This window comes from Ureibacillus sinduriensis BLB-1 = JCM 15800 (assembly GCF_000772955.1).
GTDB classification, from domain to species: Bacteria; Bacillota; Bacilli; order Bacillales_A; family Planococcaceae; genus Ureibacillus; species Ureibacillus sinduriensis.
This window is the reverse complement of sequence record NZ_JPVO01000031.1, coordinates 19741-42102: the sequence shown is the minus strand read 5'-3', so window position 1 is coordinate 42102 and position 22362 is coordinate 19741. Positions and strand designations below refer to the sequence as shown.

Genomic DNA, 22362 nt, shown 5'->3' with positions numbered 1-22362 from the left:
CGAAAAGCGAAAGGTGCTTGCCCAGCTCCGAAAACAATTGGAGGAATTGACAAAAGGACGCTTTTTGTCCTTGCAGGCGATTCCAATGCGGCTGGACAACAAAAATGATTCCATACTTATTCAATAAATTTTATACTTTTCTTTCAAGAAAGTACAAGCACATTTGTCATAAAAACGCCTTATTATTCGTATTATCCAAATATAGACATGTTGTAAAAAATGTATTAATTGACTGAGAATTATGGAAAAATTAATAGATTGCTGATATAATGTCCTTGTCATAGTAAACTACTTGACAAATAATATATGAAGGGGATGTCTAAGGCAGAAATTTAATTAGCCTGGTGCCTCTGCACTGCTGTCGTCCGCTAGTCTTTGCCATGAGAATTAAGATCGAAGGAGTGGTTCATTTTCATGAAACCAACTACTGACAGAATGCTTAATCGTATTAAAGACGTGTATATGTTTATCCTTGATAGAGGAACAGTGTCTACACAGGATTTAGTCGAAGAGTTCAACATCACTCCTCGCACCATTCAAAGAGATTTGAATGTGTTAGCCTTTAATGATTTGGTAACGAGCCCAAGTCGGGGCAAATGGACAACGACGAAGAAAAAAGTTAAATTATCATCCTAGATATATGCAACAAATTCTCCAAACTTGCGTTGCGGGGAAGGTTTGCTAGCAAAACACTTCTTAAGTACTTTTCACCTCTAGCTTATGCGAACTGTTGCTGACATTACGATTAGTAACATACTATATATTAGAAAATCAGGCTTATCGATGAAACAAATTTCGATAAGCACTCTTAACAGTAACATTTCATATCCTCAAAAAAAGAATGACCTTTCGTCGGGGTCATTCTTTTTGCTTTATACTAATCAAATCCAATATTCACTTTATTAAGCTGTTCAGTTCCTCTTCAGTTAATTCTCGATAATCTCCCAAATTCAGCTGCTCATCCAGCTTCAAGCCCCCCATTGATAACCGTTTCAAATAAGTAACTTTCTTGCCAACCGATTCGAACATCCTTTTAACTTGATGGAATTTACCTTCCTGAATTGTCAGCTCAATTTCGGAGTGTGAACCAGAGCTTAAGATCACCAGCTCCCCTGGCTTTGTCATATACCCATCATCCAATTCAACACCTCGGCTAAATGCTTCGATATCCAATTGTGTGACTTCTCCTTCTATTTTTGCATAATAGGTTTTTGGAACATGTTTTTTTGGCGATAATAGATTATGGGCTAATTGGCCATCATTCGTAATCAATAACAAGCCCTCTGTATCCTTGTCTAAACGCCCGACTGGAAAGGGCTTAAAATGCTGGGCCAATGGATCCAATAAGTCTATCACCGTCCGATCGACATTATCTTCTGTTGCCGATACTACACCGGGTGGTTTATTCATCATGAGATAGATAAATTCCATATACTCTACCTTTTCCCCAAAGACACTGATGTCCTGTAAATCCGGGTCCACATGCAAGGAAGAATCTCTAACAACCGCCCCATCGACTGTTACGCCCTTTTGTTTTAACAATTGCTTTACTTCTTTTCGGGTCCCATAACCCATATTTGCCAATAACTTATCTAACCTCATTTGAGCTGGATTCCTCCTATTTAAATCCTAGTTTGTTCGCTAACCTTGTCACGCGCCCCCCCAACAGTTTCTGAGCAAGTTTTAATCGGAATGACAAATAACCGTATACGGCAACGCCGACACCCACCAATATAGCCAGGTAAAGTGCTTCAAGTGATTTCGTTGAAGGCACCGCAATGGAATTAAGCAGCTTATTGACTATCAATACCGGGATAGCCATGAGCAGCGTTAAAATACATATTAAAATAATTCGTCTTAGAACCAAGTTCGAGCGATAGTGCAATGCTCGATGAATAACGCCTATATTAATTGCGATTGTAACACCATAACCGAGAGCGGTGGCCAGTAATGCCCCATCGACTTCCATTAATTTAATAAGAGGCGTATTTAGCACCAGCTTGACTAGTATGCCGGTTAACAAACTGAAGATAATCCATTTCTGATAATCGATTCCTTGCAGAATTGCTGCAGTAACCGAAAATAGAGCAAAGAGTATGGCTAAGGGGGCATAGTGTGCTAATACATTGGCCCCCATTTCACTTTGTTCATACAAAACGTGATAGATGCTCGGTGCCAATATAGCAATACCAATACTAGCCGGGATTGTGATAAATAGCAGTATTTGATAAGTTTTATCCAATTCGCCCCGCAATGTATCAAATGCTCCCAGAGTATATTGTTTTGTTATCGTTGGTATAAGCGCCATGGAAAAACCTGTTGCAAGCATTACCGGGATAATGACGATTTTTTGTGTCGTAAAATTCAACATCGTCAAATAATCATCCGTCACGCTTGCCAACCCAATTGAAATCATCGCACTATTGAAAGTCAACATATCGACTAACTGGAAAAGCGAGCTGGCCATTCCAACAAAAACAAACGGAATGGAATACTGGATGATTTCCTTATAGATAGACCTATATGAAAGCTCACCGGAAGAGACGCTGCTTCTACGCAGCATATTGAATTCAGGACTTAATTTTTTCCAATAGTAGTATAAGACGACGAGTCCTCCAAGGGCACCTATAAATGCTGCAAATACGGCAAATTTAACGGCCGTCTCCGGCTCACCATTTAACAGAATAACCACTACAAAGGAGCCGCCAAGCAAAACTACAATACGCACAATTTGCTCTATCAGTTGCGATACGGATGTTGGCATATAATGACTGTACCCCTGGAAAAATCCCCTGATCAAACTCATTATCGGAACTGCCAACAAGGCATAGCTGACCCAACGAATGGCCGATGCTATTTGATCAACTGAGTAGATTTGTTCTTCATCTTTGATTACTACATTCGCTATGGGGGTAGCCAATAAATTCAAGATTATAAAAGATATCACACCGGTAATGGCCATGACAAGGATTCCTGATTTAAACAGTTTCCTTCCTGCCTCATAGTCATTTACGGAATTATACTTGGAGACAAACTTTGAAACACCAAGAGGCAACCCCGAAATTGCGATGGATAGCATAATGTTGTAAGGAATATATGCATATTGGTATAAACCAACGTTATCTTTTCCCACAATTGAATAGAAAGGGAAAACATAAACCAACCCTAGAACTTTTGATAAAAACAAACCTATTGTTAATATCGCCGTTCCTTTCATTAATGATGACATAAAAACATTCCAATCTTTATGAAGTTGTTGAATATATGTATTAAAAGCAAGAGCTACTTAGAATGATTGAACTAAATAATCTAACCTTTATTAAATACAGAAAAATAAAAGCCGACTGGAATAGTCGACGATTTCAAACAGTTTTTGTTTCGAAAACGAATCTACATGTTAGTTTACATGTGAAAGTCGATTAACTCAAATAGTTTCTTCATAATTATGTATAATGTGGAGAGTAGGATTGACTACCATTAATTTAGACTTCCAGAAAGTGAGAAATAAAAATGATAGATGTGATAGTAATAGGTGGAGGCCCATCTGGCTTAATGGCGGCAATTGCCGCTGCAGAACAAAAGAAAAAGGTTGTACTGATCGAAAAAGGCTCCAAACTCGGAAAAAAATTGGCGATATCAGGTGGAGGCAGATGCAACGTTACGAATCGATTATCTGTCGATGAGATCATCAAGCATATCCCAGGAAATGGCCGCTTTTTGTATAGTCCCTTTACCGTTTATAACAATGAAAATATAATCGAATTCTTCGAAGGTCTCGGTGTCGCACTTAAAGAGGAGGACCATGGCCGCATGTTCCCCGTTTCAGATCGCGCATCCGATGTTGTGGAAGCATTAGTGAAAGAATTAAAACGGCTTCATGTCGAGATACGACTTCAAACGGCTGTAGCTAAATTACTGATGGACGACGAGAAAATATTGGGAGTGCGCCTATCCGATGGGACCGAGCTTTTAGCAAAGGCTGTCGTTGTGGCCGTTGGCGGAAAAGCCGTGCCTCAAACCGGTTCTACCGGAGATGGCTACCCATGGGCAGAGCGGGCCGGCCATACAGTAACCGAGCTCTATCCAACAGAAGTGCCTGTTACATCGAAAGAGCCTTTCATTCAATCCAGGGAGCTGCAAGGACTTGCATTACGTGATGTAGCCGTCTCGGTATTGAATAAAAAAGGAAAGGCTGTTATTACTCATCAAATGGACATGCTTTTTACCCATTTTGGGGTCAGTGGACCTGCCGTTTTAAGATGCAGCCAATTTGTCGTGAAAGAACGAAAGAAAAATGGCGGTGCACCGGTGCAAATTCGAATACAAACGTTGACGGAATTCAACGAAGAAACTTGCCTGCAATATTTGAATAAGCTATTAAAAGAAGACCCGAAAAAAGCAGTAAAAAACGTATGGAAATCTGTAACATCCGAAAGATGGCTTCTTTTTTTAATGGACCGTGCCGGCATTGAGCCTTCGGTTACAGCGCCTGAAGTTTCACAGGAAAAGATACGTCATTTAGCCCAAGAACTTGTTGGGTTTACGATGGATGTGCACGGGACATTGCCACTGGAAAAGGCCTTTGTTACAGGTGGCGGGATATCGGTTAAAGAGATTGAACCTAAAACAATGGCTTCGAAAATGAAAAACGGACTATTTTTCTGTGGTGAAATTTTGGATATCCATGGTTATACCGGCGGCTACAATATCACAAGCGCCCTTGTAACCGGCCGAATTGCCGGCATGAACGCGGGAGCTCTGGAGTAATGTTTTCTTTGTAGGGGCTCAGTGGGTTCAATCATCCCAGCACCAAGCATCCTTGACCTGCCAAACAAAACAAATAGGCTAATCCAATTACAGATGGGTTAGCCTTTTCCTAATCGATCAATGAGAGAAATAGCTCCCTCTCCAATACATTATTACGATATTTCTCATGTAATAACTCCTTTAATAAAATAAATTTGCGATTTTCATCCTTCACAAGCAATTTAATTTTTTCACGGGCAGTTAATAAAAATTTTAAGTACTCTTCATAACTTTCGTCAAAAAACTCATTTAAATCGTTCTTAATTTGCTTCGCCAACAAAGGGCTGGCACCTTCTGTGGAAATGGCAATTTTCAGTTTTCCACGTTCAAGAAACGCCATATTATAAAAATTGCTATCAGCAGGAGAGTCAACGACATTCACAAGCTGACTTCCGGAACAACTTTTCCGAACAGCGGCATTTATCTCAGGATTATCCGTTGCCGCAATAACGAGAAAAGCACCCTCTGTATCGTTTGCTTCAAATGTCCTCTCCAACCATTGTATTTTTCCATCTATTGAATATGTATGAAGTGTCTCGGTTACGGTTGGACTTACAACAATGATTTGAGCATTTTGCCCTAGGAGCATCTTCGCTTTATTAGTCGCTACTTCCCCGCCGCCAACGATAAGCACACGTTTGTTTTCCAATTTCAGCATAATCGGATACATCTTGTTCCCCTCCCAATGCATATATCACCTAGTTGGTGTCTCACCAATCAGTATTTATATGAAAAGATTTCCTTCCAAACAGCAAATAAAGGCTGTATCGAAATACAACCTTTATTTGAATCTAGTTATTGATTATGGAAATTCCGGCCATCCGTAACCGCTTCAACATAGCCAGTCCGGATTACGAAATCACCGAAATATTCGTTGCCGGAACGTTCTTTTGCATAGTGTTCAATAATTGGGCGAAGTGTGGATAATATTTCTTCTTCCCCAATATTTTCTTTGTAAATTTTATTTAATCGGGTACCGGTATGACTGGCCCCTAAATAAAAGTTGTATTTGCCCGGTCCTTTGCCGATAAATCCTATCTCACCCATCGCTGCACGGGAGCAGCCATTTGGACAACCGGACATGCGGATTGTTATATCCTGGTCATGCAAGCCATTTTCATCAAGGATGCCTTCAATTTTTTCAATTAACGATGGCAAATATCGTTCTGCTTCCGCCATTGCCAATCCACAAGTCGGGAGTGCTACACATGCAATCGCATTTCGGCGTAATGCCGAATATTTATCACTATCAGTCAATTGATATTTTTCAATAATTGCATCGATTGCTTTTTTTGCGCGGGCTCCCACGTTTGCAATCACGACATTTTGGTTTCCAGTGAAGCGGAATTCCCCTTTGTGGATTTCTGCTATTTCACGTAGTGCAGTTTTCAATGGGTAGTTGTCAAAATCACGCACGCGGCCATTTTGAATAAATAGCGTGAAATGATATTTGCCGTCATCCCCTTTTATCCAACCGTATCGGTCCCCGGTATGCTCAAAGTTAAATGGTTTCGCTTCTTCAAATGTATAACCTAATCTCGACTCAATTTCACTTTTTACATGATCCAGTCCCAAACGATCGACTGTGTATTTGAATCGTGCATATTTACGTACAGAACGGTCACCATAGTCACGTTGTACCGTCATGATTTTCTCGCAAACGTCGACAATTTTATCTTTTGAAACGTATCCGATTAAACGGCTAAGCTGCGGATAAGTTGCTGTATCGCCATGCGTCATACCCATTCCCCCGCCTATTGCTACGTTAAAGCCAACCAATTCATTATTTTCCAACACAGCAATTAAACCGATATCTTGCGAGAATACATCAACATCGTTAGCAGGTGGAATCGCGATGCCGATTTTAAATTTACGTGGCAAATAAAGCGAACCATAAATTGGCTCTTGCTCTTCTTGTGTATCAATTACTTTCTCTTTATCCAGCCAAATTTCATAGTATGCATTTGTACGAGGCAATAAATGCTCGCTAATTTTAGCCGACCATTCAAAAATTTCCTGATGCAATTCGGATTGATAAGGATTGGCATTACACATAACATTTCGGTTTACGTCCCCGCACGCTGCAATCGTATCAAATAAAACACTGTTCAGTTCCTGCATATGTTTTTTCATATTCCACTTTAATATGCCATGGAATTGAATCGTTTGACGTGTAGTGATTTTAAAAGACTGATTGCCGTATTTCTCTGCGAGTTCGTCCATTTTAAGCCATTGCTCCGGTGTTGCGACGCCACCAGGCATACGTACACGAACCATGAATTGATAAGCTGGCTCTAATTTTTTGCGTTCGCGCTCAAGACGAACATCACGGTCATCCTGTAGATAGCTGCCGTGAAACTTCATTAGACGGTTATCCCAATCCGATATACCGGAACTGATTTCATCCTCCATCGATTCAATTAGAGTACCGCGCAAGTAGTTACTATCTGCTTTTATTTCCTCGACATCACTTGGTTTACCTTCTTGAGGCGGTAATACAACTTTTTGCACCATTCGTACTTCCCCCTTAATATACATCTCGTTGATAGCGCTTTTGTTTACGCAGATTTTCCAGATATTCTTTTGCTTGTTCTTCAGTTTTGTTTCCTTGATCTGCAATGATATGTAGCAATGTATTATGAACGTCTGCAGCCATCTGATCCTTATCTCCACATACGAAGAAATAAGCACCTTGCTCCAGCCATTCGAATATTTCAGCCGCATGCTTTTGCATTTTGTGTTGTACGTAAACTTTTTCTGCTCTGTCCCGGGAAAAAGCTAAATCCAGTTTTGTTAGTACACCAGATTTGAGCCAGCTTTGCCATTCCGTTTGGTATAAAAAGTCTGTTACAAAATGTTGGTCTCCAAAGAATAGCCAGTTCTTTCCTTCCGCACCACGCTCTTCACGCTCTTGAATAAAGGAACGGAATGGAGCAACTCCTGTACCAGGTCCGACCATGATGATCGGTTTGTCATCGGTTGGTAATTTGAAATTCGGGTTTTGTTGTACATAAACCCTTACGTGATCACCAATTTCTAAGTTATCTGCAACATGTGTGGAGCAAACACCTAGCCTTTCACGCCCTTCCAATTCATAGCGGACAGCCCCAATCGTGACATGCACTTCGTCTGGGTACGCCGCGAGACTACTCGAAATAGAATATTGACGTGCAGGCAGCTTTCTTAGTACATTGACAAAGTTTTGTTCATCCCAACTATAGGGAGCGAATTTTTCGACAATATCCAATAGATCCCGGCCATGTGTATAGCTCTTAAATGCTGTACGGTCTGCAAGCAATGCGTGGAAATCATCGTTTAATGTGTATTCACCAATTTTTTGCATAACTTGTTTGGAGAGGACTGTAACTTCAAGTAAATTTGTCAAAGCATCTTTCAGTGTTACTTCTTCGCCCTCCACATTTACTGATTTTTCAGCATTGAAACCTAAAGCGGCAATCAGTGAACTCACTAGATTTTCATTATTTTTTGGATAGATGGCAAGACTATCGCCTGGCTCGAATGTGATACCGGAATTCTCCAGAGATAACTCCAAGTGGATCGTTTCTTTATTCGAGCCCTCAGCGTTCAGATTAATTTTTTCCAATATTTCTGCATTGAATGGGTTTTTGCGAGTGTACTGGACCGACGATTCCAAAACAGTAGGAGCTGCTTCTTGCAATGTTTGACCGCTCACTTGATCTTCCTGCAATTTTTCTTTTACGGTATCAAACCATTTGGCTGCTGGCTCGTCGTAATCAAGGTCGCAATCAACACGGTCAACCAATCTTTGGGCACCAAGTTTTTCTAACTGCTCATCGAAATCTTGCCCTGTTTTGCAAAAGAATTCGTAGGAACTATCGCCTAAAGAAAGAACCGCAAATTTAACATGATCTAATCTTGGAGCCCGCTTCCCATAAAGGTAGCTATGGAATGCAATGGCGTTATCCGGCGGCTCGCCTTCCCCGTGGGTACTTGCAATCACAAGCAGATGATCCAATTTTTTTAAGGCATTTGTTTTAAAATCGCTCATCGAAGATACATTCACTTCAAAACCAAACTTTTGCAACTGTTCCCCATATTTTTTAGCCAGTTTACTGGCATTGCCTGTCTGCGAAGCATACAAAACCGTTATGTGCTTGGATGGAGCTTTTTTTGCAGTTGGCAATACGCCGGCACTATTCGATGGTTGCTCCACTACAGTTGATTCATTTGTAGATTGTGTACCTACTAAAGCAGTTGCGCTCAAGTAACCCGTTAACCAAATTTTTTGGTTTTGTGTTAATGTTGCAAAAATTTCATTTAGTTGCTGGACTTGTTGTTCGTTAAAAGGGCTATTTGTTACTTCTAACTTCACTTCCGACACACCTCTTCGCCTAAATTATTTTAATCGAATCTTCTCATTCTTTTCGATTTGCACAATGGTGTTATCTTGGACAATTAACGTTATTGAGCCATACTTCATCGTACTCATCATTTTTTTTAGATTTTCTATTGCCTGTTCAAAATTTGCTTGTTTTTTATCCATTCTGAACACTCCCCCTATACGAATATAACGTTTCTTTTACTTGTTCTATCAACACTTGACGGACGTTTTCGTCACACCCTAAGCTTTCACAAAGTACTACTTCATCTTCCGGGAATTTAAAACTTGCCATTTTCTTTTGAATCCCCATTTCCAATAGGCCAGTAAACAAAATATATGGGACTGCATATACTGGATTTTTCCGATTGTTTTGTAATTGCTCTAATGCATTTTCAAATGAAGGGCCTTTCCCGTACAAGAAACAAATATCAACCTTTGCATAGTTATACGATCGTTTTAGGTTATCCGCAATTTGCTGGAAATCTATTTGAACGCTTTCATCACTGCTTCCGCGTCCAATAAGCAAAACTTCAACCTCCTCATTGGGCTTCGTGCTCTTTTGTCGCACTCGCTCCTGTAAACTATCAATCAATTTTTTTTGGATGCCGAAAGGTTTGCTGAACGTAAAAGAAACCTTTGGATAAAGTTTCTGTGCTTTATTAATTTCATGGGGGATATCTTGCTTTGCATGATTGGCCGTCAATAATAGAATGGGAATGATTGCAATTTCCGTCGCACCTTTTGCAACGCATGCAGAAACGCCTTCCACAATAGAAGGATCCGCAAGCTCAAGGAAGCAGATTTCTTGTATCTCAACATCAATCTGGGGTTTCACTGTTTCAATAAAACTTCTCGCTTCTTCTACACCGGCTTTTATTCGGCTACCATGTGCGACATATAATACTGCTTGCATTCATTTCCCTTCTTTCTCAAACTGAAATTTCCTGAAAATTCCCTTTTGTCTCTTCAAACCATGCAATTTTTTCACGCATTTTTACTACTTCACCAACAAGAATCATGCTTGGATTTTGAATGTTCTCGTTTTTTGCTATGTCTACAATTGTTTCCAATGTCCCGGTAATCGTTCTTTGATTGTCAGTTGTCCCCCAATGTATAAGTGCTACAGGTGTTGAGGGATTGCGCTTGAATTTTATAAGTTGCCCTGTAATATAGGGTAGATTGCCTACACCCATATATATGGCAAGAGTATCAATTGATTCAGCTAAACCTTTCCAATTAATCGTATCATCTTTTCCTTCCCGCATATGACCGGTTACAAGGGCGAAGCTAGATCCGTAATCACGATGGGTTACAGGAATTCCAGCATATGCTGGAGCAGCGACACCGGAAGTGACACCGGGAACAATTTCAAAAGGGATCCCTGCCTCCACTAATATTTCGGCTTCTTCAGCACCACGGCCGAAAACAAATGGATCGCCTCCTTTTAAACGGGTGACCACCTTACCTTGCATCGCATGCTCCACTAGCAATCTATGAATTCGATCTTGGATCACGCCATGCAATTTTGGCAGCTTGCCAACAAAAATAAGCTCAGCATTGGGTTTGGCAAATTCAAGCAGTTCCTTATTCACTAGCCGGTCGTATAAAATCACATCTGCTTGCTGAATGCACCTTAAACCTTTAACGGTTATTAAGTCTACACTTCCCGGCCCAGCTCCAACTATATATACTTTTCCCATTATGAACCCCCTACGCAGCAAAAAAATATTACTTTAATATAAACACAACAATTCTTACCGGTCAACTATGTTTTTGAAAAATATGATTTTTCAGTATTTTACTTAATTTTTAAAGACCCCAATAAAGCCTATGATGACCCGGAGGTATATGTGCATCAAAGGTTTATTGGGGCCTCTAGTTTTCTAGTCAGCTATTCAAATCATAGTAAACTTATATACATAATAAATTTAATGGTTTTATATGTCAATCTCCACTTTCAAAAAAAAGCCAAAAAAGCTTGAAGGCTCACCTTCAAGCATGGCAATTATCGATCTAGTTCCTGGTAACGTTCTTGATAGCGTCCACCATCGGCTACTGTTGAGTGATACAACGCCTTTAAAGCCAGGTTTTTTTCCAGCCCCATTTCACTTTTAATCCGCTTCAATTCATCATGAAGCTCACGTTCTTCGTTAACTAATTTGAGCATTGTGGATTTTGTATATTTCATAGTTACTCATTCCTTATTTAAGTAATTGGATCATGCATACTTTTAAATAATTAAATTCCGGATATTCTTCCAAAGTAGCAAAGTCATCTGGAAGCTGATACTGTTCTACGATTTTATACCGCTTACTTTTTTCTTTAAATGCCTTGTCGATAAACGTTTTAAACTTTTTCATATTAAAGCTTGCATTATTTGTCGATGCGATGATTAAACCGTCTGGAGCTGTAATCTCGATTGCTTGAGCGATAAGTTTGGGATAGTCTTTTGCAGTACTGAATGTCATTTTTTTTGTACGGGCAAAGCTAGGTGGGTCGAGTACAACCACATCATATTTCAATTGGTGTCTTGCTGCATATGAGAAGTAATCAAATACATTCATCACCTTGATTTGTTGCTGTTCATAATCGATTCCATTCACACTGAATTGTTCAATCGTCATAGGCAAACTTCTTTTGGCAAGATCAACACTTGTCGTTTCATAAGCCCCGCCTAATGCGGCCGCAACGGAGAAAGCACCTGTGTAAGAAAATGTATTTAAAACTGTTTTCCCCTTCGAATAATGTTCTCTTAGCGCTAGTCGAACATTTCTTTGATCAAGGAAAATCCCGGTCATTGCACCATCATTTAGATTGACCGCAAAGTTCATGCCATTTTCTTTTATAATGAGAGGAAATTGACCCACTTCCCCTTCCACATAATCGTCCTGATCAACATATTGGCCATTCGTATCAAAACGTTTTTTTTCGTATATCCCGCGAATGTTCACAGTCTTTTTTAGTGCATTGAAAATAGCATCACGGAAAGAATAAATCCCCCTGCTATAGAAGCTGACTAAATAGAAACCGTCAAAATAATCGATTGTCAGCCCACCGATTCCGTCACCTTCACCATTAAATACGCGAAAGGCCGTTGTATCATCCTTTTTATAGAACTTATCCCGCTTGCTGATGGAATGCTTGAACTTAACTTCGAAAAAGACTTCATCTATTTCTTCTAATGGGTTATTTGTCAAGACCCACCCTATTCCCTTGTTTTGCTTTCCGTAATAGCCGGTAGCGATATATTTTCGATTTGGTCGAACAATTTTTAATATTGTCCCTTCCTCTAATGTTTCATCGATTGATTCAGCTGCCTCTTTTAATATAAGCGGGTATCCATTTGAAATCTCTGCCACAAAATTTGGTTTTAACATTAATTCAACTACGTGATTCATCAAGTCATCCTAACTATATGTTTATTAAGTTTAAGTAAAATTTGTAATAAGTAAAACGATCAAGCTTGTTTATTATACACTGTTTTGTTGAAAAAGCGATTTAGTTTAGGGAAGCAATAGCATCAATGATCATGAATTAGATTTTAGTACCTGCCATGATTAGTTTAGTGTGTGTAAAAGGGCATTTTACTAAACAAAACATACCTGTACGACGAAGCCTGTCATGGATCTCCCGTTGATTTAATCGAATCTCATTTTACGGGAATTTTTTTACTGACGTACACATTAATTTGCCTTCTTTAATTGACCTTAAACTACAAAATGCTATCTATATAAGAGTTGCATAGGTATGTCCTGAAAATAAAACAGAATGCAACCAACTAGGTGGCTGCATCCTGCTAAAACATTATTTCACTACGATATTCACCAGTTTCCCTGGTACTGCTATTACTTTTACGATTTGCTTACCTTCTGTGAATTCCAGTACTTTTTCATCAGCTTTCGCAACTTCTTCAAGTTGTTCTCTTGACACATCTTTTGCTACCTTCACTTTTGCACGCAACTTGCCATTTACTTGAACGACTACTTCAACTTCATCATCCACTAGTTTTGACTCATCGAATGTCGGCCATTCTTCATACGTAAGTGTTCCAGTATGACCAAGAATTTCCCAAAGCTCTTCGGCAACATGCGGTGCAATTGGTGCCAATAGTTTAACAAAGCCTTCCGCATATTCAGTCGGGAAAACTTGAGCTTTATAGCAATCATTGATGAATACCATCATTTGGGAAATCGCTGTATTGAAACGAAGGTGCTCATAATCATCGGTTACCTTCTTCACTGTTTGGTGGTACGATTTTTCAAGTGTCGTATCTGAGCTTGTTTGAACTTTCTCGGATAAAGCACCCTCCTCAGTCGTATATAGACGCCAAATCCGATCCAAGAAACGACGTGCCCCATCCAAACCGTTCGTTGACCATGCAACAGAAGCGTCCAAAGGACCCATGAACATTTCATATAATCGAAGCGTATCTGCACCATGAGTACTTACGATATCATCAGGATTCACTACATTACCTTTTGATTTGGACATCTTTTCGTTGCCTTCACCAAGAATCATTCCTTGATTGAATAATCTTTGGAATGGTTCTTTAGTCGGCACTACTCCCAAATCATAAAGAACTTTATGCCAAAAACGAGCGTACAGAAGGTGAAGCACGGCATGCTCGGCTCCGCCAATATAAATATCTACCGGCAACCAGCGTTTCAATAATTCTTCGTCAGCAATCGCTTCATCATTTTTGGGGTCGATATATCTTAAGAAGTACCAGCTTGAACCTGCCCATTGCGGCATTGTATTCGTTTCACGGCGACCTTTTTTGCCTGTTGCAGGGTCTACTACATTCACCCATTCATCAATGTTGGCCAGTGGTGATTCACCCGTTCCGGAAGGACGAATATTTGATGTTTTCGGTAGTTCCAATGGCAGTTCATTTACCGGAATCGTCGTCATTGTACCGTCTTCCCAATGGATCACTGGAATTGGTTCTCCCCAATAACGTTGACGGGAGAATAACCAATCACGTAAACGATACGTAATTTTCTTCTCGCCTACACCATTTGTTTCAAGCCATTTAATTGCATTAGAGATTCCATCCGCTTTATTTAAGCCATTTAAAAAATCAGAGTTGATATGCGGGCCGTCACCTGTGTATGCTTCTTTTTCAATATCCCCGCCATCAAGGACTGGAATGATTTCCAAACCAAACTCTTTTGCGAACTCGTAATCACGCTCATCATGTGCCGGAACCGCCATAATAGCACCTGTGCCGTATGATGCCAATACATAGTCTGCAATCCAGATAGGAATTTCTTTGCCATTAATCGGATTTACGGCAAATGCACCTGTAAATACGCCGGTTTTTTCTTTTGCTAAATCTGTACGTTCAAGATCAGATTTCATTTTCACTTTTTCTAGGTATGCTTCCACTGCACCACGTTGATCTGCAGTTGTTATTTCATTTACTAATTTATGCTCCGGTGCCAATACACAGTATGTTGCCCCGAATAAAGTATCGGGACGCGTTGTGAAAACTTCGAATTGGTCTTCTGTGCCAGCGACCGAAAACTTCACTTGTGCCCCTTCCGAACGGCCAATCCAGTTGCGCTGCATGTCTTTAATTGACTCCGGCCAGTCTACCTCTTCCAAATCATCAAGCAGGCGGTCCGCATATTTTGTAATACGCAGAACCCATTGACGCATCGGTCGACGTTCAACCGGATGCCCACCGCGCTCCGATTTGCCATCGATTACTTCTTCATTGGCAAGTACTGTGCCCAATGCCGGACACCAGTTTACAGGGATTTCGTCCACATAAGCCAGGTCCATTTCAACAAGCTTTGTAAAAATCCACTGTGTCCATTTATAATAGCCGGGATCTGTAGTATTAATTTCACGATCCCAATCATAAGAAAACCCTAATTCCTGAATTTGACGCTTGAATGTCGCAATGTTTTTCGCAGTGAATTCAGCAGGGTCATTCCCCGTATCCAATGCATACTGCTCAGCCGGCAAGCCAAATGCATCCCAACCGATCGGATGCAGCACATCAAACCCTTGCATCCGTTTAAAACGCGATAAAATATCCGTCGCTGTGTAACCTTCCGGGTGACCAACGTGTAACCCTGCCCCCGACGGATATGGGAACATATCCAATGCATAAAACTTCGGCTTGGAAGCATCATCCAATGTTTTGAATGATTTATTTTCAAGCCAGTATTGTTGCCATTTTTTCTCGATTTGTTGATGATTAAAACTCATATGCTATCTCCTCCTAAGTATTCTAAAGGCACGCTGTATCGACACGAAAGAAGTTTTGCAAAAACCGCCTTGGCCTATTTTTGCCCAGATTTCATCAAGCTAGCTTGATAAATACCTTTAAAATCTGTGGCATCCGCCGGGGGGTTGACTTCATTCAGTTGAGGCTTGGATCTATATTGAGTGAAGTTAACAAAAACTGTAACAAAAGTAGATTATCCTAATTATGGTAATACTAATCATTGATGCATAGAGTACATTTACTTTACAAGCGGACAGTTCGCTGAAGTTGACGAAATATTTAAAAAAATAAAAAAACCCGCCCCTTTCCTTAGAAAGGGACGAGAGATATTTGCAACTCCCGCGGTACCACCCAAATTAGTGACACTACACTCAGCTTTAGTTCCATAACGTGGAAAAACGGTTTCAGCTACTATCTTCACCAAAACAGACTCCAAGGCGAGTTCAATTTTTCCGCTTGCCAGCTCGCACCACCCGCTAGCTCTCTTTGAAGCTTCAAAATTTACTGTTCCTTCTCATTGTCGTACTTTTCATATTTTATTTATTTTAATGGATACAGGAAAAATAAACAAGTCTTTCCTATATTATCGGTTAAAAATAGATTTTCTAATTATTATCAGCTGGAATATGTTCAGTATATTCGCCATTGCCTCTTTTCAATGGGCGATCATACAGTATACAAGGAACAATTCCAATAATAAATAAACCGCATAACACAGCAATTAGCACATCCATGTTATAAACATCTACGATTATTCCGCCGATAAATGGACCAATCATTCTTCCGATAGAGCCGATGCTATTTACCACTCCTTGGTATGTTCCACCTTTACCCTTTGGTGCAAGCATATTTGCAATAGTAGGCACTGCCGGCCATACAAAAATCTCCCCCAATGTTAATATCATCATGGCAACGGCAAACATTTTAAAGCTATCCGCGAATAAAATAATGATGAATGAGCCCATCATGATTAACATTCCAAGAACCAACTGACCTTTTATTTGTTTCTCGAACCTTTGAACAAGCGGACTAATCAACGGTTGAAGCGTGATAATCAATAACCCGTTTATTGACCATAGCAAGCTATATTCTTTCAATCCTATGCCCAGCTGTTGAATATGTGTTGATAGTGTCGATGCCCATTGCGAATAAGCGACCCATGCCAATAAAAAGGCACTGCACAAAATAAGCAGTGAATAAAAGTTTGCCTTTGATGGTTTATTTTCATTAACTTCCTCGTTATTTCCTTTTTCAATCTTCGGTACCATGTGACGATAAGTGATTAGTGCGATCAATAAAAAGATAATATAGAGACCCAAATTCGAGATAAATAAATAGTCAAAACTCATCTCTGCAATAGGTCCTGCCAGAGCTGGTCCTACGGCAACCCCAAGGTTCTGCGCCAAATAAATCGCATTAAATCCTTTTCTGCCTCCTTCAGGCCAAACTGAACCTACCAAAGCAAACATCGCCGGGATAACAATTCCACTCCCGAATCCCATAATGATTAAAAAGTAGACATAATGCGGCCAACCATGCCAGATGGTAATTCCGATTAACGAGATGACTGTTATTGAAATACCAAGCATGATTGATTTATAACCACCTAATTTATCAAACAAGTAACCGCCCACCAAATTTCCCAAGACGGTCGCACCGGCATTCATCATTAAGACAAACCCGGCCACAGACAGAGACTGTCCTAAATGATCATGCATGTAAATTGTATTTAAAGGCCAAATAAGTGAGCTTCCTGTAATGTTAATAAATGCACCGATAACAAGTAACCAGACATTTTTGGGCATTCCCATACTCCTCCATCAAAACTAGTAGAAACACCCCGCATAGGCTGATGTTCTTCTTGTTGAATATATTTTTAATTGCACTTAATAATTTTTTTAAAAAGAATCTTCTAATGTTAGAGATAAGCCTTTGCCGCACTTATGCAAAAAAGGTCTAACTTTCATATGTGCCAACAAATAATAGTAGTTCCCTTTTTTCAATAGTACAAGTAAAAGATTTTAAAAATCAATAGAACCAGAAATAACCAAAAAATTAAAATTGTTTAAACATTAACAAGCCAATTAACAATTTCATAAGAATTACAGCAAAGGTGGGATTTGTTCAAGTGCCACAAGTCTTGTTTCATGGTAGAATGATTTGTTAGAGGAGTGAAAGCAAATGTCGGAACAACTATTTCCTTTCCCGTCTGATGGGAAACGTTATTATACATGGAATCGCTATTTAAGGGATGAATTTGGCAAAAAAGTTTATAAAGTGGCACTGGATGCAGGCTTTGATTGCCCAAACCGTGATGGTACAGTCGCATTCGGTGGTTGTACTTTTTGCAGTGCAGCGGGAAGCGGCGACTTTGCCGGAGATCGCGTGGATACAATCCCGGTTCAGTTTGAAAAAATCAAGGAAAAAATGCAGCACAAATGGAAAGACGGAATGACCATGGCCTACTTCCAGGCATATACAAACACACACGCGCCACTCGAAGTGTTAAAAGAAAAATTTGAAGCCGCCCTTGCTTGCGAAGGAGTTATGGGTTTAAGTATTGCGACCCGACCGGATTGTTTGCCGGACGATGTAGTTGAATATTTGGCCGAATTAAATGAAAGAACCTACTTATGGGTGGAGCTCGGTCTGCAAACTGTCCACGAAAAAACGGCGAACTTAATCAACCGTGCCCATGATTACGCAACTTACGTGGAAGGTGTGGAAAAACTCCGCAAACATAATATCCGTGTTTGTACACATATCATAAACGGTTTGCCGCTGGAAGACTACGATATGATGATGGAAACTGCCCGAGAAGTTGCGAAACTTGACGTTCAAGGAATCAAAATCCACCTTCTCCATCTATTGAAAGGAACACCACTCGTCAAGCAATACGAAAAAGGGATGTTGGAGTTCCTAGAAAAAGATCAGTACATTCAATTGGTAGCCGATCAATTGGAGATTATTCCGCCTGAGATGATTGTCCACCGTATTACCGGGGACGGTCCAATCGATTTAATGATCGGCCCGATGTGGAGTGTGAACAAATGGGAAGTGCTGAATGGAATCGATGCGGAGCTTGAACGCAGGGGCAGCTGGCAAGGAAAATTATATGTTCCTTTTTCAAGTGAATTCGTGTAAATCAAACAAACAACTATGCGCAAATTTTTGGGGGGCGTGAATAAATATGAAACTTCAAAGGGTTTTACAATATGCTCAAACCCTCCTTATGCATTCAATAGAAAAAGGAGAGGTAGCTGTTGATGGTACTGCAGGAAATGGGCATGATACTTTATTTTTATCTCAACTCGTTGGAGAAGCTGGGCATGTTTATGCATTTGATGTACAGCAGCAAGCTGTCGAAGCAACCTTGGACCACCTTGCCGAACACAATGCCACAAATGCAACCGTCCTTCTAGATGGTCATGAAAACGTAGCAAAACATGTGCACGGGGAAGTTGCGGGTGCCATCTTCAATCTAGGGTATTTGCCGGGTGCCGACCATTCAATCGTAACGAAAGGAAATACCACGATTATGGCCATTGAACAACTGCTGCAGCTGTTAAAAGTTGGAGGCATCATTGTACTGGTAGTCTATCATGGACATGCCGGCGGCAAAGAGGAACGTGATGAAGTACTGCGATACGTAAGTTCCCTCCCTCAAAAGTTTGTCCATGTTTTAAGGTACGAATTTATTAATCAACAGAATAACCCTCCATTTATCGTTGCACTCGAAAAAGTGAAGCCATTTCAACCAGTAAAATAAGAAAAGCGTGAAGCAAAACGATTTGTCGTTTACTTCACGCTTAATTTTATTTTTTGTCTTTATTATATTTTTCCCAGAATGTTGCGTTTTTAATGCCCAACTTGATAGGATCGAAAATCGGGTCTTTTCCTTCCTTCTTCTGTTGCTCATAGTCTTTTAACGCTACAATCGCCGGCTTCATTATGATGATGATGGCAATGACATTAATCCAAACCATCAAGCCTAATCCAACATCTCCCATTGCCCAAGCTATGCTTGATGTTCTGACCGTACCATAGAATGCAGCGACTAGGATGGCAATCTTTGCTATCCATATACCTATTTTTTCGTAAGTTCCTGAGAAAAGATAGGAAACATTTGTTTCCGCAATATAATAGTAGGCCATGATTGTTGTAAATGCGAAGAAGAATAAAGCAATTGCCACAAATGGCGCTCCAAAGCCCGGTAAAGCAGAATCAACTGCGTATTGGGTATAAGCGGCTCCTGCTTCTATACTTTTCGCGAATGTGATTTGTTCTTCACCTGTCAACTCGCCTGAATTGAAATCACCGACTTGAACGAATGTAGTTGAAGGATCAGCCGCCTTTTCATCATGCACATTATACATTCCTGTAAATAGAATCATAAATGCCGTAGCTGAACAAACTAGTAAAGTATCAATATAAACAGAGGCCGCCTGCACCAATCCTTGCTTTGCAGGGTGGGAAACTTCTGCTGCAGCTGCTGGGTGTGCACCAGTACCTTGCCCTGCCTCATTGGAATAAATCCCACGTTTTACTCCCCAAGCAATCGCGGATCCAATTAGTCCGCCGAATAATTCCTGTGCCCCAAAAGCACTTGAAAAAATAAGTCCAATAACACTTGGTACTTCAGATATATTCATTACGATAATGATAATCGCCATCAATATATAGGCAATTGCCATAAATGGAACGATTATTTGTGCTGCATTAGCAATCCATCTAACTCCACCAATAATGATAATACCTAGTAAAATAGCAATAATTAATCCAGTAATCCACGTTTCAATACCAAATGCACTCTCGACTGCACCCGCAATGGCGTTAGATTGTACCCCTGGCATCAGCACCAGCATTGCGATTAAAGCGGCTACCGCAAAAATAACGGCAAACCATTTTTGCCCCATCCCTTTTTCGATATAAAAGGCAGGACCACCGCGATATTCTGTTTCTTTTTCTTCTTTGTAAATCTGAGCCAAAGTTGATTCCACATAAGCTGTTGCAGCTCCTATGAAGGCAATTGCCCACATCCAAAATACTGCCCCGGGACCTCCGAACCCTATAGCTGTAGCAGTACCTGCAATATTACCAGTCCCGACACGCCCAGATAGTGCGATAGACATCGCCTGGAAAGATGAAATACCCTTTTCGGATTTTTCCCCTTTAAACATTAATACAATCATTTCCTTGATATGGCGCACTTGCAAAAATCTTGTAATGATGGAAAACATAATTCCCACGATCAGTATTCCATAGATAAACCACGGGCCCCAAAAAAAGTCATTTAATGCCGTTACGAATCCTTCCATTTACCCACCTCTTTTTTTATGTATAATCTATTGTTATAAAATTCAATATATTACATAAATTTAAGTTATTCAATATTTTTTGTAAATTATATTTTTATAGTTTACTAATTATTATTTTAAAATAAAAAAATACCCAGTTACATGAATCTGGGTATTTTGTAAAATATCATTTAATTATATAACCGAGTGATCTCAATACATTATTCATGAAATCTCTGCAATATATAAATATTTCTTCTCTTTCGTTATCGTGGAATAAATTATGATAACTATATGGCCACTCTTTATATTGCAATTCTGCCGACTTTTGTTTGAAGAGCCATCTACGCCCGGCAGAAGAGTCCGTAATTTTATCTTGCTTTGACGCTACCAGCAAAATGGGCAGTGTTAAATGATTTTCTTGTTCTGCCATAATAATTTTCATAAGGTTCAAAACTTCCTTATACCAACCTACAGTTACATTGGAATGATAAGGCGTATTATCCACCAACTCTTGATACCCATCATTATTTCTTGTTAGCATCTTCTTATCGAACTTTAACGAAATTTTCTTATTCGAAGCAAGCGGCCCCAAACTTGTAATCGCGTTTGTAAAAAGGTTTGTTGTTTTTTTAAGGCTTAGCCAAGGCGATGTAAGGATCAATCCTGCGCATTCCACTTTATTTTTCCTCAAGTAGTTAATCGCCAATGTTGCACCCAGACCATGTCCCATTATAAAGACCGGCAATTGATACAATAATGCATTTTGCATCAGTTTCTTGATGAACTCCGAATACTCATTCAAATCTTCATCATGTATCTTCCCATATTTCGAGTTCTTGCCGTGCCCTGGTAAATCTCCCATGACGATTGTAAAGCCTTCTGTTCGGAGCTTCTCGATCAACCATGCATACCATTGATGATGCTCGAATGCACTATGCAATAGAACGACAACCGCCTTTGCTTGTCCCTCTGCTTCCCATTTCCACATACCTGACCCTCCTACCCATCCTAGAGATGGGCACCACTACTACAATAATTTTTCATTCTCGTCCTAATTTGATACGCTATACTATATCATACTAAAGAATTGAGGAGATTTACGATGATTTACCCTTTTAAAGACAAAAATCCTAAAATAGACCCATCTGTTTATATTGCAGATAATGCTGTAGTTACAGGGGATGTGACAATTGGTGAAGAATCTACAATATGGTTCAATACTGTCATTCGTGGCGATGTGGCTCCAACAGTTATCGGTAAACGATGCAGTATACAGGACCTAAGCTGCATCCACCAAAGTCCGAACAACCCCGTCATTATTGAAGACGAAGCAACTATTGGACACCAAGTCACTTTACATGGATGCGTCATTCGAAAAAGAGCGTTGATCGGGATGGGTTCAATCATTTTGGATGGGGCCGAAATCGGGGAAGGGGCATTTATTGGTGCAGGCAGTTTAGTGCCTCCAGGGAAAAAAATCCCTCCGAACTCCTTGGCGATGGGAAGACCTGCGAAGGTTGTACGGGAGGTCACAGTTGCAGATCGCGAAGATATGGATCGTATCATTCGGGAGTATGTAGAAAAAGGACAAATTTACAAATCAATTCAAAAGTAAACTCATAGATTAATAGAAACTGTAATTACCCATGCTTCCA

The 22362-nt window shown here is 40.1% G+C and carries 19 protein-coding genes and 1 other annotated feature; of the genes, 5 read left to right on the top strand and 14 right to left on the bottom strand.

The window, feature by feature from the left end; all coding sequences use genetic code 11:
- Positions 1-414: 414 nt before the first annotated feature.
- Positions 415-636: a DeoR family transcriptional regulator gene (locus CD33_RS01285; protein ID WP_036197405.1), complete on the top strand. Its 222-nt coding sequence runs from the start codon at positions 415-417 to the stop codon at positions 634-636.
- 258 nt (positions 637-894) lie between these two features.
- On the opposite strand, the gene CD33_RS01280 is transcribed toward CD33_RS01285, so the two are convergent.
- Positions 895-1602 (bottom strand): pseudouridine synthase, encoded by a 708-nt coding sequence (locus CD33_RS01280; RefSeq protein ID WP_036197403.1) that lies wholly within the window; start codon positions 1600-1602, stop codon positions 895-897.
- 16 nt (positions 1603-1618) lie between these two features.
- Positions 1619-3229: a putative polysaccharide biosynthesis protein gene (locus CD33_RS01275; RefSeq protein ID WP_036197401.1), complete on the bottom strand. Its 1611-nt coding sequence runs from the start codon at positions 3227-3229 to the stop codon at positions 1619-1621.
- 281 nt (positions 3230-3510) lie between these two features.
- Here CD33_RS01275 and CD33_RS01270 point away from each other — a divergent pair, with 281 nt between their 5' ends.
- Positions 3511-4767 (top strand): BaiN/RdsA family NAD(P)/FAD-dependent oxidoreductase, encoded by a 1257-nt coding sequence (locus CD33_RS01270; protein ID WP_036197397.1) that lies wholly within the window; start codon positions 3511-3513, stop codon positions 4765-4767.
- Positions 4768-4876: 109 nt separating this feature from the next.
- Here the strand turns inward: CD33_RS01270 and CD33_RS01265 are convergent, their stop codons facing one another.
- The 10 genes from CD33_RS01265 to CD33_RS01220 all read right to left on the bottom strand — a co-directional run bounded on the left by CD33_RS01265 (position 4877) and on the right by CD33_RS01220 (position 17212).
- Entirely contained in the window at positions 4877-5476 is a 600-nt protein-coding gene (locus CD33_RS01265) for an NAD(P)-binding protein (protein ID WP_036197394.1), read from the bottom strand.
- Positions 5477-5601: 125 nt separating this feature from the next.
- Positions 5602-7320, bottom strand: a complete 1719-nt coding sequence (gene cysI, locus CD33_RS01260; RefSeq protein ID WP_036197393.1) for an assimilatory sulfite reductase (NADPH) hemoprotein subunit — start codon at positions 7318-7320, stop codon at positions 5602-5604.
- A 13-nt stretch (positions 7321-7333) separates the two neighbouring features.
- Positions 7334-9160: an assimilatory sulfite reductase (NADPH) flavoprotein subunit gene (locus tag CD33_RS01255; RefSeq protein WP_036197391.1), complete on the bottom strand. Its 1827-nt coding sequence runs from the start codon at positions 9158-9160 to the stop codon at positions 7334-7336.
- Positions 9161-9184: 24 nt separating this feature from the next.
- Positions 9185-9331, bottom strand: a complete 147-nt coding sequence (locus tag CD33_RS19710) for a YezD family protein (RefSeq protein ID WP_084591218.1) — start codon at positions 9329-9331, stop codon at positions 9185-9187.
- The gene (locus tag CD33_RS01250) at positions 9324-10082 is read right to left on the bottom strand and encodes a sirohydrochlorin chelatase (RefSeq protein ID WP_036197389.1); all 759 of its coding nucleotides are present in this window, start codon (positions 10080-10082) and stop codon (positions 9324-9326) included. Before CD33_RS01250 ends, CD33_RS19710 begins: the two co-directional genes overlap by 8 nt.
- 16 nt (positions 10083-10098) lie before the next feature.
- On the bottom strand, positions 10099-10869 hold the full coding sequence (cobA, locus tag CD33_RS01245; protein ID WP_036197388.1) for a uroporphyrinogen-III C-methyltransferase: 771 nt from the start codon (positions 10867-10869) through the stop codon (positions 10099-10101).
- A gap of 305 nt (positions 10870-11174) precedes the next feature.
- Positions 11175-11357, bottom strand: coding sequence for a hypothetical protein (locus tag CD33_RS01240; RefSeq protein ID WP_036197386.1), 183 nt, complete (start codon positions 11355-11357; stop codon positions 11175-11177).
- A gap of 13 nt (positions 11358-11370) precedes the next feature.
- Complete coding sequence (locus tag CD33_RS01235; RefSeq protein WP_036197384.1) at positions 11371-12567, bottom strand: class I SAM-dependent rRNA methyltransferase; 1197 nt, start codon at positions 12565-12567, stop codon at positions 11371-11373.
- 406 nt (positions 12568-12973) lie between these two features.
- Positions 12974-15388 carry a leucine--tRNA ligase gene (gene leuS, locus CD33_RS01230; RefSeq protein WP_036197382.1) on the bottom strand — a complete coding sequence of 805 codons (2415 nt, stop codon included), beginning with the start codon at positions 15386-15388 and terminating at the stop codon, positions 12974-12976.
- Between the two features lie 331 nt (positions 15389-15719).
- Positions 15720-15934 (bottom strand) — a binding site (T-box leader).
- A gap of 78 nt (positions 15935-16012) precedes the next feature.
- Positions 16013-17212 (bottom strand): MDR family MFS transporter, encoded by a 1200-nt coding sequence (locus CD33_RS01220; protein WP_036197380.1) that lies wholly within the window; start codon positions 17210-17212, stop codon positions 16013-16015.
- A 376-nt stretch (positions 17213-17588) separates the two neighbouring features.
- On the opposite strand from CD33_RS01220, the gene mnmL reads away from it, so the two are divergent.
- Together mnmL and mnmM are read left to right on the top strand one after the other, a co-directional pair.
- Entirely contained in the window at positions 17589-18551 is a 963-nt protein-coding gene (gene mnmL / locus CD33_RS01215; RefSeq protein ID WP_036197379.1) for a tRNA modification radical SAM protein MnmL/YtqA, read from the top strand.
- A gap of 46 nt (positions 18552-18597) precedes the next feature.
- Positions 18598-19176 carry a tRNA 5-(aminomethyl)-2-thiouridylate-methyltransferase MnmM gene (gene mnmM, locus CD33_RS01210; protein ID WP_036197378.1) on the top strand — a complete coding sequence of 193 codons (579 nt, stop codon included), beginning with the start codon at positions 18598-18600 and terminating at the stop codon, positions 19174-19176.
- A gap of 46 nt (positions 19177-19222) precedes the next feature.
- Here the strand turns inward: mnmM and CD33_RS01205 are convergent, their stop codons facing one another.
- Together CD33_RS01205 and CD33_RS01200 are read right to left on the bottom strand one after the other, a co-directional pair.
- Entirely contained in the window at positions 19223-20725 is a 1503-nt protein-coding gene (locus CD33_RS01205) for an alanine/glycine:cation symporter family protein (protein ID WP_036197376.1), read from the bottom strand.
- Between the two features lie 166 nt (positions 20726-20891).
- Positions 20892-21695, bottom strand: a complete 804-nt coding sequence (locus CD33_RS01200; protein WP_036197374.1) for an alpha/beta hydrolase — start codon at positions 21693-21695, stop codon at positions 20892-20894.
- Positions 21696-21809: 114 nt separating this feature from the next.
- Between CD33_RS01200 and CD33_RS01195 the strand changes: the two genes are divergently transcribed.
- Positions 21810-22322, top strand: coding sequence for a gamma carbonic anhydrase (locus tag CD33_RS01195; RefSeq protein WP_036197372.1), 513 nt, complete (start codon positions 21810-21812; stop codon positions 22320-22322).
- The last annotated feature ends 40 nt before the right edge of the window (positions 22323-22362 follow it).

Bases quoted from the DNA above. Each gene is read 5' to 3' on its own strand.
- CD33_RS01285 (WP_036197405.1), top strand. From the start codon at position 415: ATGAAACCAACTACTGACAGAATGCTTAATCGTATTAAAGACGTGTAT.
- CD33_RS01280 (WP_036197403.1), bottom strand. From the start codon at position 1,602: ATGAGGTTAGATAAGTTATTGGCAAATATGGGTTATGGGACCCGAAAA.
- CD33_RS01275 (WP_036197401.1), bottom strand. From the start codon at position 3,229: ATGTCATCATTAATGAAAGGAACGGCGATATTAACAATAGGTTTGTTT.
- CD33_RS01270 (WP_036197397.1), top strand. From the start codon at position 3,511: ATGATAGATGTGATAGTAATAGGTGGAGGCCCATCTGGCTTAATGGCG.
- CD33_RS01265 (WP_036197394.1), bottom strand. From the start codon at position 5,476: ATGTATCCGATTATGCTGAAATTGGAAAACAAACGTGTGCTTATCGTT.
- cysI (WP_036197393.1), bottom strand. From the start codon at position 7,320: ATGGTGCAAAAAGTTGTATTACCGCCTCAAGAAGGTAAACCAAGTGAT.
- CD33_RS19710 (WP_084591218.1), bottom strand. From the start codon at position 9,331: ATGGATAAAAAACAAGCAAATTTTGAACAGGCAATAGAAAATCTAAAA.
- CD33_RS01250 (WP_036197389.1), bottom strand. From the start codon at position 10,082: ATGCAAGCAGTATTATATGTCGCACATGGTAGCCGAATAAAAGCCGGT.
- cobA (WP_036197388.1), bottom strand. From the start codon at position 10,869: ATGGGAAAAGTATATATAGTTGGAGCTGGGCCGGGAAGTGTAGACTTA.
- CD33_RS01240 (WP_036197386.1), bottom strand. From the start codon at position 11,357: ATGAAATATACAAAATCCACAATGCTCAAATTAGTTAACGAAGAACGT.
- CD33_RS01235 (WP_036197384.1), bottom strand. From the start codon at position 12,567: ATGAATCACGTAGTTGAATTAATGTTAAAACCAAATTTTGTGGCAGAG.
- leuS (WP_036197382.1), bottom strand. From the start codon at position 15,388: ATGAGTTTTAATCATCAACAAATCGAGAAAAAATGGCAACAATACTGG.
- CD33_RS01220 (WP_036197380.1), bottom strand. From the start codon at position 17,212: ATGCCCAAAAATGTCTGGTTACTTGTTATCGGTGCATTTATTAACATT.
- mnmL (WP_036197379.1), top strand. From the start codon at position 17,589: ATGTCGGAACAACTATTTCCTTTCCCGTCTGATGGGAAACGTTATTAT.
- mnmM (WP_036197378.1), top strand. From the start codon at position 18,598: ATGAAACTTCAAAGGGTTTTACAATATGCTCAAACCCTCCTTATGCAT.
- CD33_RS01205 (WP_036197376.1), bottom strand. From the start codon at position 20,725: ATGGAAGGATTCGTAACGGCATTAAATGACTTTTTTTGGGGCCCGTGG.
- CD33_RS01200 (WP_036197374.1), bottom strand. From the start codon at position 21,695: ATGTGGAAATGGGAAGCAGAGGGACAAGCAAAGGCGGTTGTCGTTCTA.
- CD33_RS01195 (WP_036197372.1), top strand. From the start codon at position 21,810: ATGATTTACCCTTTTAAAGACAAAAATCCTAAAATAGACCCATCTGTT.